10 protein-coding genes are annotated in these 14,441 nt (G+C 60.8%); 8 read left to right on the top strand and 2 right to left on the bottom strand.

Going from position 1 to position 14,441, the window contains the following annotated elements; all coding sequences use genetic code 11:
• From KDL09_RS07330 to KDL09_RS07320, 3 genes are all read left to right on the top strand, one after another.
• Positions 1 to 1,036, top strand: a 1,036-nt coding sequence (locus tag KDL09_RS07330) for a right-handed parallel beta-helix repeat-containing protein (protein ID WP_294383238.1), incomplete at its 5' end; no start/stop codon positions are given.
• Positions 1,033 to 2,511 (top strand): sulfatase-like hydrolase/transferase, encoded by a 1,479-nt coding sequence (locus tag KDL09_RS07325; protein WP_294383237.1) that lies wholly within the window; start codon positions 1,033 to 1,035, stop codon positions 2,509 to 2,511. The genes KDL09_RS07330 and KDL09_RS07325, both read left to right, overlap by 4 nt.
• Positions 2,508 to 5,126, top strand: a complete 2,619-nt coding sequence (locus KDL09_RS07320) for a prolyl oligopeptidase family serine peptidase (protein WP_294383235.1) — start codon at positions 2,508 to 2,510, stop codon at positions 5,124 to 5,126. Before KDL09_RS07325 ends, KDL09_RS07320 begins: the two co-directional genes overlap by 4 nt.
• A gap of 88 nt (positions 5,127 to 5,214) precedes the next feature.
• Here KDL09_RS07320 and KDL09_RS07315 read toward each other — a convergent pair whose 3' ends face one another.
• On the bottom strand, positions 5,215 to 5,970 hold the full coding sequence (locus KDL09_RS07315) for a transposase (protein ID WP_294383233.1): 756 nt from the start codon (positions 5,968 to 5,970) through the stop codon (positions 5,215 to 5,217).
• A gap of 92 nt (positions 5,971 to 6,062) precedes the next feature.
• Between KDL09_RS07315 and KDL09_RS07310 the strand changes: the two genes are divergently transcribed.
• The 3 genes from KDL09_RS07310 (at position 6,063) to KDL09_RS07300 (ending at position 10,275) form a co-directional block, all read left to right on the top strand.
• Positions 6,063 to 7,571 carry a M81 family metallopeptidase gene (locus KDL09_RS07310; protein ID WP_294383231.1) on the top strand — a complete coding sequence of 503 codons (1,509 nt, stop codon included), beginning with the start codon at positions 6,063 to 6,065 and terminating at the stop codon, positions 7,569 to 7,571.
• Positions 7,572 to 7,641: 70 nt separating this feature from the next.
• Positions 7,642 to 8,772 carry a mandelate racemase/muconate lactonizing enzyme family protein gene (locus KDL09_RS07305; protein ID WP_294383229.1) on the top strand — a complete coding sequence of 377 codons (1,131 nt, stop codon included), beginning with the start codon at positions 7,642 to 7,644 and terminating at the stop codon, positions 8,770 to 8,772.
• An 18-nt stretch (positions 8,773 to 8,790) separates the two neighbouring features.
• A complete protein-coding gene (locus tag KDL09_RS07300; protein WP_294383227.1) occupies positions 8,791 to 10,275 on the top strand; it encodes a DUF1501 domain-containing protein in 1,485 nt (494 codons plus the stop codon).
• 9 nt (positions 10,276 to 10,284) lie between these two features.
• Here the strand turns inward: KDL09_RS07300 and KDL09_RS07295 are convergent, their stop codons facing one another.
• On the bottom strand, positions 10,285 to 11,259 hold the full coding sequence (locus tag KDL09_RS07295; protein ID WP_294383225.1) for an alpha/beta fold hydrolase: 975 nt from the start codon (positions 11,257 to 11,259) through the stop codon (positions 10,285 to 10,287).
• 75 nt (positions 11,260 to 11,334) lie between these two features.
• On the opposite strand from KDL09_RS07295, the gene KDL09_RS07290 reads away from it, so the two are divergent.
• Together KDL09_RS07290 and KDL09_RS07285 are read left to right on the top strand one after the other, a co-directional pair.
• Positions 11,335 to 13,071 carry an exo-alpha-sialidase gene (locus tag KDL09_RS07290; protein WP_294383223.1) on the top strand — a complete coding sequence of 579 codons (1,737 nt, stop codon included), beginning with the start codon at positions 11,335 to 11,337 and terminating at the stop codon, positions 13,069 to 13,071.
• A gap of 46 nt (positions 13,072 to 13,117) precedes the next feature.
• A complete protein-coding gene (locus KDL09_RS07285; protein ID WP_294383221.1) occupies positions 13,118 to 14,437 on the top strand; it encodes a hypothetical protein in 1,320 nt (439 codons plus the stop codon).
• The last annotated feature ends 4 nt before the right edge of the window (positions 14,438 to 14,441 follow it).

The following is a 14,441-nucleotide window of genomic DNA, read 5'->3' as shown; positions in this document are numbered from 1 at the left end:
CGACGAGAAAGGCAAAACCGGTCTCAAACGGGCCGAGGCGACCATCCTCGAAGGCGGTGTCGAAATGGCGGAGAAGGCGGTGTTGGACGGATTCACGGTCACTGGCGTCGGGAAGTATGACGAAAAGGTCTGGCAGCATCATTTTGACACGCAGGGCAATGAGCAGCCGCACGAGCACATTGGCGAGGCGGGCAAGCCGGGCATCGCGGTCAATACGGAGTGCAGCGTGTTGAACAACATCGTCCACCACATCGGCTACACCGGCATCGCAATCACGGGCGAGAAGATCACGTCGCGGATCTCTGGAAATGTTTGTTATCGCAACATGGGCGGCGGGATCGGATCGATGAAGGGCTCCACGGCTGTGATCGAGGACAACACCTGCTACGAGAATTTCTACGCCGGCATCGGTTGCGACGCAGCGAGCCCCGTCATTCGTAACAACCTCTGCAATGACAACGTCCGCGCCGGCATCGGCGTCAGCGAAGGTTCATCGCCAAAAGTCACCGGCAATCGTTGCTTCCACAACCGCCGTGCCGGCATCGGCATCCGCACGGGAGCGGACACACGCCCTGTCGTGGAGAACAACGAATGTCGCGACAATGCGATGGCAGGGATTGGCGTCGAGGAAGGCGCGCGTCCCACTTTGCTGAACAATAAAATCATCAACAACAAGCTCGTTGCCATCGGCGTCGTAGGAAGCTCAGAAGCGATCATTCAAGGTAACGAGCTTTCCCGCGAGGGTGGGCTGCCTCCGATGATCGTGGTGCTGGGAGGATGCTCGGCTACAATCACCGGCAACACCATTCGAGGTGGCGGCATCGCGGGCATTCTGGTCAAAGGCAAGGCCGACATTCGCGATAATCATTTCTTTGGCAGAGGGGGCGGCACCAAGCCGCCCGCCAATCAGGCGATCTGGGCGCACGACGGAGCCGAGGTGACCATCGGCTCGAACGAAGTGGAGGGATGGAAGCAGGAGCTCAATGCCGCGAAAGGCGCCAAGGTCACTCGTTCACCACCTGCATCCAAGCCATGAAGACGGTTGCTGCTTTCGTTTGGATTCTCTCGGTTATGCGCGTGCTGGCGGCGGAGACGTCACGACCGAACATCCTTTTCATCTACACCGATGACCAGAGCCAGCGGACGCTAGGCTGTTATCGCGATGAAGGTGCGTGGCCGTGGGTTCACACGCCGAATATCGATCGCATTGCCGCTGAAGGCGTGCGTTTCACCACCGCGTACGGCGCATCGTGGTGCTCGCCCAGCCGGGCCTGCGTGATGACGGGCTTGCTGCCGCATGGCATTCACGGCGTTCATTTGAGAGGCGTCACGGCCAAAGGGGAGGCCTACGATCCACAAGCAGTGCGCTTCTGGCCTGCGGAGCTCCGCAAGAGCGGCTACACCACGGCGCACATTGGCAAATGGCACATCGGACAGAACGCCGGTCATGGTACTTGGTGGGATCACTCGGTTGTGTGGGATCAAAACGTCATCAAAGGCGACTGGTACAACAATCAGGATCTCTCCATCGACGGTGCGCCGCCGAAAACGGTGCCCGGCTACACCACCGATGTGTTCACGCGGTTCGCCTCCGACTTCATCCGCCAGAAGCACGACAAGCCATGGATGCTCTGGCTGTGCTACAACGCGCCGCACCTGCCGAACACGACCCATCCGCGCCACAAGGACCTCTACACCGATGCGCCGGTGGAGATTCCTGCCGACATCTTCGGCCCGCGTCCGCACAAGCCGGCCTACATGCATGAATACACGATGTTCAAAACGGCCGAGGATGGTTCGCCGCGCTATGGAGGCAAGCCGCTGCCAGATGTGGTGCGTGCTTACAACCGGCTCGTCAGTGCGGTGGACGAAGGCGTCGGCGAGCTTCGACGTGCGCTGGAGGAATCCGGCCAGCTCGACAACACGCTGATCATTTATACCTCCGATCAGGGCTTTGCGTGGGGCGAGCACGGCTTCGCATGGAAGGTCGGTCCATATGATGCCTGCCTGCGCATGCCGCTGTTATTTCGCCTTCCCGGACCGATCGCCAAGGGCGGCGTGTGCAAGCAACCTGCGACGATTGTCGATGTCATCCCGACGCTTCTCGGTTTCGCGCAGGTGCCGCTGCCGTGGGAGATGCATGGTCACGACCTTCGCCCGCTGCTGCGCGATCCTTCCTCGGGTTCCGACCGTCCGGTGATGATGGAGCACATTGGATTTCGCTTTGGCGATGCCCTCCCCGAAGATGTGCTTAGCAAGGCGGTCACACCGCGGAACCATGTGCCATGGTGGCAGTTTCTCCGGCAGGGCCGATACAAATACGTCAACACGCTGGTGCCGGACGAGATGGAGGAGCTTTACGATCTGGAGTCAGATCCGCAGGAACTGAAGAATCTCGCTCTGGATGCCTCGTTTCGCTCCATGCTGGAGGAGTATCGCGACAAACTGAAGGTCGAATTGAAGCGCACAGGAGCCGCTCCGGTCTTTGCCACGCCGTTTGCCAAACAATGAACATTCGCGGGCTCATCGTATCCCTGGGGCTGCTCGCCGCGATCACCATCGGTCACGCCGCGGATCCTACGGACGTGGTGTTCACGGCGGACATCGACGGTTCCTCGGAGCGCTACGTTGAGCTCCTGCCTCCCGAGTTCGATGATCGGATGTCGCACGATGTCGTGATCGCGCTGCACGGGCACGGGTCGGATCGCTGGCAGTTCATCAGGGACAAGCGCGGTGAATGCCAGGGCGTTCGCGATGCCGCGGCGAAATACGGACTCATAGTCGTGTCACCCGACTATCGCGCCAAAACATCCTGGTTGGGTCCCAAGGCGGAGGCGGATGTGGTTCAAATCATCACCGAGATCAAACGACGGCATCATGTGAGCCGCGTGTTCATCGCCGGTGGTTCGATGGGCGGCACCGCGGCGCTCACCTTCACAGCACTGCATCCAGATTTGATCGCAGGCGTTTGCAGTCTCAACGGCACCGCCAACCTCGTTGAATACGACAAGTTTCAGGAGGCCCGAACGGCTTCGTTTGGTGGCAGCAAGACGGAGGTGCCGGAGGAGTACAGGAAGCGCAGCGCCGAGTTCTTCCCTGAGAGGTTTACCATGCCCACTGCTTTCACCACCGGCGGTCAGGACACGATCGTGCCGCCGCAAAGTGTGCTGCGACTCGCGGAGAAGCTGAAGCAGGCAAAACGCAAAGTGCTGGGCATCCATCGTGAAACCGGCGGGCATTCCACGAACCTCGAAGACACGATGACGGCGATGGAGTTTGTCCTGAGTCAGGCTGGAAGCATTCCTTCATCTGATAGACAGGCGATGCTTTCGAGCGCGTCCGAGACGATGGCGCAGTCGGCCAATGCCGATCTTCGTGCCGACGCGGAGGTCTTTGCCAAAGGCATCACCTGGGCGCTTCGCTACGACACGGCTCTGCAAGCAAGCGACGTCGATCTCATCAAAAGAGCGCAAGCACGCGTTGCGCAAAGGACTGAAGCGTTAAAGGCGGGTCACATGCCTTGGATTGCAAAGAAGGGAAAGGTGGTTCGCGGCTTCATCTCCGCGGTCGATGGCTCCGTTCAGCCTTACGGCCTCATCATTCCGAAGAACTACGATGGCGCAAAACCCATGCGGCTTGATGTTGTGTTGCATGGCAGTTCGAAGCCGGTGGGCATGAGCGAGCTGAAATTCATCAATCGCTTCGACGAGGGCGATGATGACAAGGGCAACGCGCCGGATGTGGATTACATCGAACTGCATCCGCTTGGGCGTGTTGAGAACTGCTACCGCTGGGCGGGCGAGACGGATGTGTTCGAGGCCATCGAGGCGGTTTGCCGAAACTACAAGATCGACCGCGACCGCATCGTGCTGCGTGGCATGAGCATGGGTGCATCAGGCACGTGGCACCTCGGCTTGAAGCATCCGGACCGCTTTGTCGCCATCGGGCCGTATTGCGGCTACGTGGACACGCATCGCTTCTCCGAGACGCCGATTCCGAATTTCATCAAGGTCGGTCCGCTGCCGCCGCATCAGGAGATCGGTCTGCACATGCTCGACTCCATCGACTACGCCGCCAACGCCAGCATGGTGCCGGAGATCGCCTGCATCGGTGACAAGGACGTCTTTTTCCAATCGCACGTCCACATGGGCGAGGTTTTCGCGAAGGAGGGCATTCCCTTCGTGAATCTCATCTCTCACGGCACCGGTCATGTAATTGATCCAAAGACGCACACCGAACAGATGCGCCGCATCGGTGAATACGCGGCCAAAGGACTCGATCACGATCCGAAGCAGATGCGCTTCGTGACGTGGACGCTCAAATACAACCGCTGTCACTGGCTGGAACTGCTCGCGCTCGGCAAGCACTACGAGCGAGCGGAGTTTCGAGCGAGCGTGAGCGATGGTGATGTGATCGAAGTGGGCGAGGCGCGCAACATCACTCGCTTTGCTCTGCATCGAGCGGTTTCGAAGCTGCGAATCGACGGAACCGAGATCGCCTTGCCCAAACAGCCCGGTGGCAAAGCTCTAGTGTTCTCCAAAAGCGGCGACACATGGCGCTGCGATGGTCTGCGCGATGAAATTGCGCTCACCGGCAAGCAACCCGGCCTGGAAGGCCCCATCGATGATGCGTTTGCCACGCCCTTCCTCTGCGTGCGTGGCACGGGAAAGCCGTGGAATGCCAAGGTGAACGCGTGGGCACAGGAGAACCTGAAACGCTTCGAATACGAATGGGCGCGCTACATGCGCGCCGATCTGCCAGTGAAGAACGACACCGATGTGACCGAGGCGGATGTGCGCGACAAGCATCTCATTCTCTTTGGCGATCCCGGCAGCAACTCATGGATCGCCAAGGCGCTTCCGAAGTTGCCCATGACATGGACGCACGAGGAAGTGCAGTTGGGTGATCGAAAACAACCGTTTGCCGATTACGCCCCCGTTTTTATCTGCGCCAGCCCGCTTGCGTCGAATCGCTATATCGTCATCAACAGCGGCCATACGTTTCACGAGAATGAGTTTGCGGCCTTCAATTACCTGCTGTTCCCGCGACTTGGCGATTGGGCGGTGGTGAAGGTCGATGTCGAGGAACCGGTGGCGGCGGGATATTTTGATGAGGAGTGGAAGTAGCATAGCCTTTCTAGACTGTGAAGGACGCATCTCGATATGGTAAGGCACAGTAGCTCCCAGAACACAGGCTGGAAAGCCTATGCTACAGCTACCACTCATCGCCTTCGATGAGCGGCGGCTCCTCACGAAGCGTATCGCTCGCTGGACCGAGACATTCTTCGGCGATACCTACCGTTGCTTGTCCGGCGCCCATCCTCGCCTTCGATGGATTGTTCCAAATGTAGCGGACGATTTTCTGGAAATGCGCAGAGTGACGCACGATGCGATCAAAACTCTCCTGCTGCCACAGTGCACCCACCCTGCCGAGGTGGCCGTTGATCTCGCGAGCCGTAAAGCCTTTCCATGACTGCGTGAGCTTGTCGAGTGACCTGCCGGGCGACGGTGTCACCAGAAGATGCACATGATTTGGCATCACCACGAAGGCGTGCATGGACTGGCGCGTGCCCTCGAAGAACACAAGGGCGTCGCTGACGATCTGCCTCACAGATTCTTGACGGAGAAGGCACGAGCCATGGCATTCGTCGGCAGTCCGCTCCGCCTGCAGCCATTGGCTTCGCTGAAATGCCTCACATTTCAAAGCGAGTGCGGGAGGTAAGGCACCATGGCTTTGAATGGCAAGATCCACCCGTGCGTGCCACGCCGCGGCTTCACGTTTCATGCGCGCCCAAACCTCAACTGGAATGGAGTCGATTTGGCGGAAGGTGACGAAGTAGGTTGCGGCCTCCTGGCGCCAGTGAGGCAGATTGCGAGTGTGGATTCGCAGCGCCTTTTGCTCGTCGAAGTAACCGATGCCGTCCGGCACTTGGATCGAATGCTCGGCAGGGGCAGGATTGAGGCGTAGCATTGCCTTTCCAGGCTGTGTGATCTGGTGAAGAAAGCAATCAAAGTCTGTGTGGTGGCGGTTCGAGAAGACGTTTTTCACAGGCTAGAAAGCCTATGCTACGCCGCCGCATCCTCATCGCCGAATGCAAACAGGAGGTCTCCACCTTCAACCCGCACCTGAGCGGGTATGACGACTTTGGCATCCGTCGCGGGCAGGAATTGATCGATTACCATCGAACCGTGCGAAACGAGGTCGGCGGAGCGCTGAGTGTGTTCGATGCGATGCCGAATGTTGGACTGGTGCCGGCCTACAGCGCCTTCTTCATCACATCGGGCGGGACGTTGGCAAAAACGGCTTGGGAACGCATTGCCAACGAGCTGCTGGATGCGATTCGCACGGCTCCGCCGGTCGATGGCGTGTATTTCTGCATGCACGGCGCGATGGCGAGCGAGTCGGAACTCGATCCCGAAGGCTGGCTACTGGCCGAAACGCGCAAAATCGTCGGCGACAAGGTGCCCATCGTCGTTTCGCTCGATCTGCACGGCATTTTGACGGATCGCATGATCGAGCAGAGTGATGCGGTTGTGGCCTATCACACTTACCCGCACGTCGATTTCTTCGAAACAGGCCAGCGCGCGGCTAAACTGCTGCTGCGCATCATGCGTGGCGAGGTGAAGCCGGTGACGGCCAAGGTCACGGTTCCAGCGCTTGTGCGAGGTGATGAGCTCATCACTGCCACCGGTTCAATTCGGCATGCGGTGAATGCGGCGAAGGAGATCGAGCAAAGTTCGCGCGGCCTGTCCGCGGCCATAATGTGGGGAAATCCGTTCACCGATGTGCCCGAACTCGCCTCGTGGGCCTTTGTGGTGACGGACAACGATCCCGAGTTGGCCAAACGCGAGGCGTTGCGCATCGCGAACCTGTTTTGGGAGCATCATGAGAAGATGCGCGTGCCGCTGAAGAGCCTCGATGAGATGGCGGCCATCGTGAAGACGCACACGAGCGGCACGCTCGGCCTCGTAGACGCTGCGGATGCAACCAGCTCCGGCGCGTCCGGCGACAGCAATGCGATCCTGCGCAAACTCATCGAGACCGGCTGTACGGTGCGCACGCTGATGCCGATCGTCGATGAACCAGCGGTGAAGAGGGCCTTTGCGGCTGGAATCGGCGCGACGATCACGACCCAGATCGGCGGCACGCTCGATCCGCAGCGTTTCACACCGATTGAAATCACCGCGCAGGTGCGCTTGCTCGCGGACGGTCGTTTCCGCAGCGAATCATTCGGCGAAGAATGGCTCGCAGGTCCCACGGCGGTGCTGGAGGCCGGAAACTTCACGCTCGTGGTCAGCAGCCGTGCCGTGAACCTTTATGATCGCTCGTTCTTTTACGCCCACGGGCAGAATCCGGCACGATTCGATGCCGTGGTGATCAAATCGCCTCATTGCCAGCCGCACATGTATGCCGACTGGTGCACGCAGATGGTGCATGTCGATGCGCCCGGATCCTCCAGTGCCAATCTGCCTTATCTCGGTCACACGCGCTGCGCCCGGCCGATGTTCCCGCTCGATGCGGATGTGCCTTTTCAACCTCAAGCCAAACTTTTCACACGCGTTGTAGCATAGGCTTTCTAGCCTGTGTTCTTCTGCATTAAATCTCATCAAGCCCACAGCCTAGAAAGGCTATGCTACTCTCATGAAGATCACTGAAATCCACTGCGCAGGTCTGCGCGGCGCCACTCCTGAAGGCGGCTGGAGCAATGAGCTCCGGCCTGAAGACTGCGTTCACACGCTCGTCACCGTGCACACCGATGAAGGACTCGTCGGACTCGGCAGCGTATTCACAAACGATGCGCTGGTGAAGGCCGCGCTGGCGGTGCTGGAGCCGCTCTATCGCGGCGAGAACGCGCTGGAGCCGGAACGGGTGAGCGAGAAGCTGCATCAGCACATGTTCTGGCTTGGGCGCGGCGGCTCGATCACGCATGCGATCAGCGGCATCGACATCGCATTGTGGGATTTGCTTGGCAAGGCGACGGGGCAGCCGGTGGGGCGGCTTCTTGGCGGGCGCTATCGCGAGCGTGTGCAGCCGTATGCGTCGCTGCTGATGGATGAACCGGCAAAGATGAAAGATCATCTGCTCGCGGTGAAGGCGCAGGGCTTTCGCGCCTTCAAGATCGGCTGGGGGCCGTTTGGGCGTCGCAATGCGAAGACGGATGAAGCCATCGTCAAAGCCGCGCGTGAGGCCGTGGGTGCGGACAACAAGCTCATGGTCGATGCCGGCGGCAGTGACGCGCATTGGACGAACGGCTACAAGTGGGCGCTGAACACGGCGAAGATGCTCGCTGACTATGACGTGCATTGGTTCGAAGAAGCCCTCACGCCCGACGCGCTCGAGGACTTCGCGAAGCTGCGCGAGCATTCGCCTGTGCCGATCAGCGGTGGCGAGGTGCTCACGCGGCGTCAGGCCTTCCAGCCGTTTCTTGAAGCGCGTGCGTTCGACATCATCCAGCCGGACGTGACGAAAGTCGGTGGCATCAGCGAGGAGCGGCGCATCGCGTGGATGGCGCAGGAGCACGGCGTGCAGTTCATTCCACATGGCTGGAACACGGCGGTCGGTCTCGCAGCCGACCTGCACCTCGCGTCTGCGTTTCCGGGCACCGATCTGGTCGAGTATCTCACTGGATCGCCGTTCATCGACGAGATCACCGTTGGAGGATGGAAGCTCGATGCCGACGGCATGCTGGAGATCCCGGCGAAGCCCGGCCTCGGTCTCGAACTTGATCCCGACGCCGTGGCGAAATACACTGGCGGGGAGAAGTTGCTCTGAGACGACGTTTAGAAAAGAGTGTCCCCTTACCAGCAGTTCATCACCCAAACACGACGCGATTTCCTCGCGACGAGTTCGTGCGGGCTCGGAACGCTGGCGCTGGCTTCACTTTTGAAACAGGACGGTCTGCTGGCCGATGAGGCGAGCTTGCCGGCGAATCCGCTGGCGACGCGTGTCTCGCATTTCGCGCCGAAGGCGGAGCGCTGCATCTTCATCTTCCTCGAAGGCGGGCCGTCGCAGATGGACCTCTTTGATCCGAAGCCGTTGCTGAACAAATACGACGGCCAGCCGCTGCCCGACTCGATCGTGGGCGATGCGAAGTTTGCCTTTCTGCAAAAGGACACGGCCACGGTGATGGGCACGAAGCGTGTCTTCAAAAAGCACGGGCAGTGTGGCATGGACATCAGCGATCTGCTGCCGCACATCGCCACCTGCGCGGATGACATCGCGCTGGTGCGCTCGATGCACACGAACCAGTTCAATCATCTGCCCGGCCAGCTCATGCTGAACTGCGGCGCGGCTTTGCTCGGGCGTCCGAGCGTCGGCTCGTGGGTCACGTATGGACTCGGCAATGCCTCGCAGGAGCTGCCGTCGTATGTCGTGATGGTCAGCAAGGGCCGCGGACTGCCCGGCGGCAGCTCCACTTGGTCGAGCGGCTTTTTGCCCTCATCGTATGCGGGCGTGATGTTTCGCAATGGAGCCGCGCCCGTTTTGAACCTGAACAACCCGGACGGCATCACGCCGGAGATGCAGTCGGCGAGCATTCGTGCGCTGAACGATCTGAATCGTCTTCAACACAAGCACATTGGCGATCCCGAGATCGCGGCGCGCATCAACAGCTACGAGCTGGCGTTCCGTATGCAAAGTACCGCGCCGGAACTGGTCGATCTCAACGGCGAGTCGCAGGCCACGCTCGATGCCTACGGCGTGAACCGCATCGAGCCGCCCATCAAGAGCAACCTCGGCGGCATCGGCAATTTCCAGGTCTTCTCGCGTCACTGCCTGCAGGCACGGCGCATGGTCGAGCGCGGCGTGCGTTTCGTGAACATCATCCACGCCTCGTGGGATCATCACAGCGCGCTCGATCCGCAGCTCGCGCACAATTGCCAGATGGTCGATCAACCCATCGCCGCGCTGCTAAAGGACCTCAAACAACGCGGCCTGCTCGACACCACGCTCGTCGTCTGGGGTAGCGAGTTCGGCCGCACTGCGCTCGGCGAGAACCGCAAAGGTTTCACCAAGGTCACCGGCCGCGATCATCATCCGTATGCCTTCAGCCTGTGGATGGCCGGCGGCGGCATCAAAGGCGGTCAGGTGTATGGCGAGACCGACGACTTCGCCTGGCACGTCGCCCGCGATCCCGTGTCCATCCACGACTTCCACGCCACGATCCTGCACCTCTTCGGCCTCGATCACCACAAGCTCAGCTACCGCTTCCAAGGCCTCGACTTCCGCCTCACCGGCGTGAACCCCGCGAAGGTGGTGAAGGGACTGGTCAGCTGAGCCCCCACCTCACTTCCCGCTCGCGCTTTGCTCTGAACTCACAGGGATGAAATCCTTCATCTCCCACACGGCGGGTGATCCTTTGCGTTGCATGGCCAGCCAGTTCAACGCCGCCTGATGGACGATCTCGTGGCCGCCCTCAAAGATGGTGACGCGTGTGTTCCCGCTCGTGGCACGGAAAAGTGGCTTCTTGAGGCCATAACTCGCGTCCGGTACAGCAGGTGACCATCCGGCAGGCAGCGTTTGCGTCGCAAAGTAGCTCTGAATGCCTGCGGGATCGAGCCGTGCCTCCGGTTTAACCACGACATTGTAGGCCCTCAGCGAATGCTCGAACGGCACGCTGCCCTTGCGGCCGTCATGAACGCCGTGCGCGATGTCGAGCGGCACCGAAGCTGCTTTCGCGAGGCAGCTCTCCGGCGAACGCTTCCATGCATCAGCATCATCCTTCGTCGGCACCTTGCCAAGCGCATCGACGATGTTCTGCGCGTACTTGTCACTCTTGCCGTTCTTGGTGTGCTCGGCGTGCCAGCGGGCCACATCACCGATTCCGCACCACGCGCTCACGCCGGCCCAGATCTCAGGATGACGCCCTGCCATGAGCATCGCCATGTGCCCGCCGCCACTCACGCCGATGAGATAGATGCGCGACTCATCGATCGCCGTCTGCTTCTTCGCCCATTCGACGGCCTCCACGACGTCCTGCACGGCGCGGTCGCTCCCCAGAGCATGCGGAGTCCAATTGGGACCGCGAAAATCCGGATGCACGAAGGCCCAGCCTTGCGCGACGGCCCACTGCGCATACACGGCATCACCACCGGCGGAGGCGTAGTTGCTGCTCCAAGTGTGCAGGCCAACGAGCAGCGGCTTTTTCTCTGTGGAGGCCGGAGCGAACCACATGGCCTTCTGTGCCACACCATCACTTGCGGGGATCTCGACCTTCGTGACGTGAGCAGGCCAGTTTTGTGCGAATGCAGAAGCGGTCATGCTGAGAACGAAAGATAAAAGGGTAAAACGAAACATGATGACGCAAAACGACTCTCGGGGGCGTTTGTTTGCGTCATGAAATGGCTCCTCATTCCTGCCCTCGCCGTCTCCGCCATTGCCGCCGACACTCCCACGCTGCATCCAAAGGCATCGCCACTGCCGCACACGCATCAGGGCCCGTTTGTGACCACCGCTGACGGCGGCGTGCTTTGCGTCGGCACAAAGAGCGCTCTTCGCAGCACCGACGATGGCCGCACGTGGACGGAATCACCCCTCTTCGCCGATCCGACCAAGTTTGCCGTGAGCAATGAACGGGCGCTGCTGCGCACACGCGAGGGCGTCATCATCTCCGCGTGGATGAACGGCGCGGAGCGCAAGCAGCCGCCAGGCTGGCACTGGGGCGAGAACAGCGTGGCGTGGACGGACTTTGTGCTGCCGACTTACACCTGCCGCAGCACCGACGACGGCAAGACATGGGAGCCGCCCGTGAAACTCAGCGATCCCTGGTGCGGCTGCATTCACTCGCTCATTCAGATGAAAAGCGGTCGCGTCGTCCTCGTGGGCCAGGAAATCATTCCGCAGTGGCGGCATGCCACGGTCATGTGGGCATCGGACGATCTGGGCAAAACGTGGCAGCGCGGTGATGTGCTCGATTACGGCATCGGCGAGCACGACCACGCCGGCAGCATCGAGGGCAGCGTCATCGAGCGCGTGGATGGCTCGCTCTACCTGCTGCTGCGCACGGAGTCCGGCTTTCTGTGGGAGGCGACTTCCAAAAACGGCCTGAAATGGACCGGATTGAAGCAGACAAAGATCAAGTCGGTCACCTGCTGCCCGCAGATGGCTCGCCTCGCCGATGGACGCATCGCGCTGCTGTGGAATGCGCCGCCGCGTCATGATCCCAACAGCGGCAGCAGCCGAGCCGAGCTCTCGCTCGCGTTTTCGAGCGATGAAACAGCCTCGTGGAGCAAGCCGGTGATCGTCGCCGCGAACTACGCACCCGGTGGGCGCGTGTCCTATCCCTATTTGTATGAGCGCAGGCCCGGCGAGCTGTGGATCACCACGATGCAGGGCGGCCTGCGCATGAAGGTGAACGCCGCCGACCTCGGCGAGGGCGAGATTCCTGTCTTCGTGCCGCCACCGAAGGCCGTGCCAAAGCCCGGCGGCATCTTCATGTTTGGCGACAGCACCACCGCACCGCGCGGCAGTGTGAAAGTCTATGCCGACCGCGTGAACACGATGCTTCAAAGCATCGGCTCCAGCCTCAGCGTTTACAACGCGGGCGTGCCTAGCAACACCACGGTGCAGGCCGTCAAACGTCTGCAGACCGATGTGCTCGCCTACAAACCGCGCATCGTCGTCATGCAGTTCGGTATTAACGACAGCGCCATCGACGTGTGGAAAAAGCCGCCCGCCACGCAACCACGTGTGAGTTTGGAGAATTACATCGCCAACTACCGCTCGATGATTGCCGCCGCGCAAAAAGCAGGCGCCAAAGTCATCCTCATGACCACCAACCCGCTGCGCTGGCATTCGAAGACTCGCGAACTTTACGGCAGGCCGCCCTACAAACCGGAAGCCGAGGACGGGTTCGAATCGCCCACGCTCCTCGGATACAACGACGCCCTCCGCGCCCTCGCCAAGGAACTGAATGTGCCGCTTGTCGATGTCCACGCCGCGTATGCCGGCTTTGCCGCGAAAAAGAAGACCACCGTCGCCGACATGCTCCCTGACGGCATGCATCCTGGCGACCTCGGCCACGAACTCGTCGCCGAACTGCTCGTTCCAGCGATTCGCGAGGCTGTACGCTAACCGTGTCCCACCGCGAGACAGCAGCTTTGCTTCGCGTATCCACCTCATGAGAGTCTTCCTGCTTCTACTCCTCACCTCCGTCTCCGCCCTCGCGATCCAAATCGCGCCGTTCCGTGCCGATGTGACACCGCCGGTCGGTGCGCCGTTGTGCGGCGGGCTCGTCAAACCGGCGGTGGGTGTGAGCGAGCCGCTGCTGGCGCTCGGCATGGTGTTGCTGAGCGATGACAAACCCGTCGTGCTTTGCGCGATCGATTTCTGCGAGATTCGCGGAACGGATCATAGGCACTGGCGGGAGGTATTGGCGAAAGCCGCGGGCACTTCAGCTGAACGCGTCGCGTTGCATTCGCTGCATCAGCACAATGCGCCGCTGGTGGACAATGCCGTGCAGAAGCTGCTGCCGGAGATTGGCATCATCGACGCCGAAGCGACAGAAAAGGCGCTGGCCGGCATCGCCGCGAGCATTGAGGCCGCCTTGAAAAAGCCGCAGACCATTACGCACGTCTCGACCGGCGAGGCGAAGGTCTTGCAGGTGGCCGGGAACCGGCGGGTGCAGGTCGTCAATGGGAAGGTCGGCAAGATGCGCGGCAGTGCGTCGAAAGATGCGGAGCTGCGGGCGCTGCCGGAGGGCGTGATCGATCCGATGCTGAAGACGATCAGCTTTTGGAATGGCGACACCAAGCTCGCTGCTCTGCACTACTACGCCACGCATCCGATGAGCTACTACGGCGACGGCATCGTCAGCCATGACTTCGCCGGGATCGCGCGTGAACGCCGCACGCAGGAGGACGGCGTGCCGCACATCTACTTCACCGGCTGCGGCGGAAACATTGGCGCGGGCAAATACAACGATGGCACGCCTGAAATGCGTCCGCTGCTCGCCGAACGCATGCACGCCGCGATGGTCGAGTCGGAGGCGAACGCCAGGCGTGTGCCGCTGACCACCATCGCGTGGCGGCATGTGCCGGTCGTGTTGCAGCCGAATCCCGATTTCCCGGAGGAACGCATCCTGAAGGTGATGCAAAACAGCGCTACCTCGACCTCACAGCGCATCACGGCCGCGCTGCGCATCGGCTTCATCCGCCACCGCGAACCGATTCCCTTCACCAGCCTGCTTCTCGGTGACGAGGTCTGCCTGCTGCATCTGCCGGGCGAAAGTTTCGTCGAATATCAGCTCTTCGCGCAGCAGCAACGTCCGGGCGGCTTTGTCTGCACGGCGAGCTATGGCGACGGTGTGACCGGCTACATCCCGCTGGAGCATTCCTTCGAAGAGGGCGGTTATGAACCCTCGCAGGCCTACGCGGCGCCGGAGTCCGAAAAAACTATGAAGGAAACGATTGAGAGATTGCTGCGACCCGCAGCGAAATAACTTC

The organism is Prosthecobacter sp., assembly GCF_020439865.1.
Classification (GTDB): Bacteria; Verrucomicrobiota; Verrucomicrobiia; order Verrucomicrobiales; family Verrucomicrobiaceae; genus Prosthecobacter.
Note: the sequence above shows the minus strand (reverse complement) of the source record. Positions and strands in the feature narration are given on the sequence as shown.

What these genes read in the sequence shown, in the direction of transcription:
- KDL09_RS07290 (WP_294383223.1), top strand. Translation starts at nt 11,335, where the DNA reads ATGAAATGGCTCCTCATTCCTGCCCTCGCCGTCTCCGCCATTGCCGCC.
- KDL09_RS07305 (WP_294383229.1), top strand. Translation starts at nt 7,642, where the DNA reads ATGAAGATCACTGAAATCCACTGCGCAGGTCTGCGCGGCGCCACTCCT.
- KDL09_RS07310 (WP_294383231.1), top strand. Translation starts at nt 6,063, where the DNA reads ATGCTACGCCGCCGCATCCTCATCGCCGAATGCAAACAGGAGGTCTCC.
- KDL09_RS07315 (WP_294383233.1), bottom strand. Translation starts at nt 5,970, where the DNA reads ATGCTACGCCTCAATCCTGCCCCTGCCGAGCATTCGATCCAAGTGCCG.
- KDL09_RS07285 (WP_294383221.1), top strand. Translation starts at nt 13,118, where the DNA reads ATGAGAGTCTTCCTGCTTCTACTCCTCACCTCCGTCTCCGCCCTCGCG.
- KDL09_RS07325 (WP_294383237.1), top strand. Translation starts at nt 1,033, where the DNA reads ATGAAGACGGTTGCTGCTTTCGTTTGGATTCTCTCGGTTATGCGCGTG.
- KDL09_RS07320 (WP_294383235.1), top strand. Translation starts at nt 2,508, where the DNA reads ATGAACATTCGCGGGCTCATCGTATCCCTGGGGCTGCTCGCCGCGATC.
- KDL09_RS07295 (WP_294383225.1), bottom strand. Translation starts at nt 11,259, where the DNA reads ATGACCGCTTCTGCATTCGCACAAAACTGGCCTGCTCACGTCACGAAG.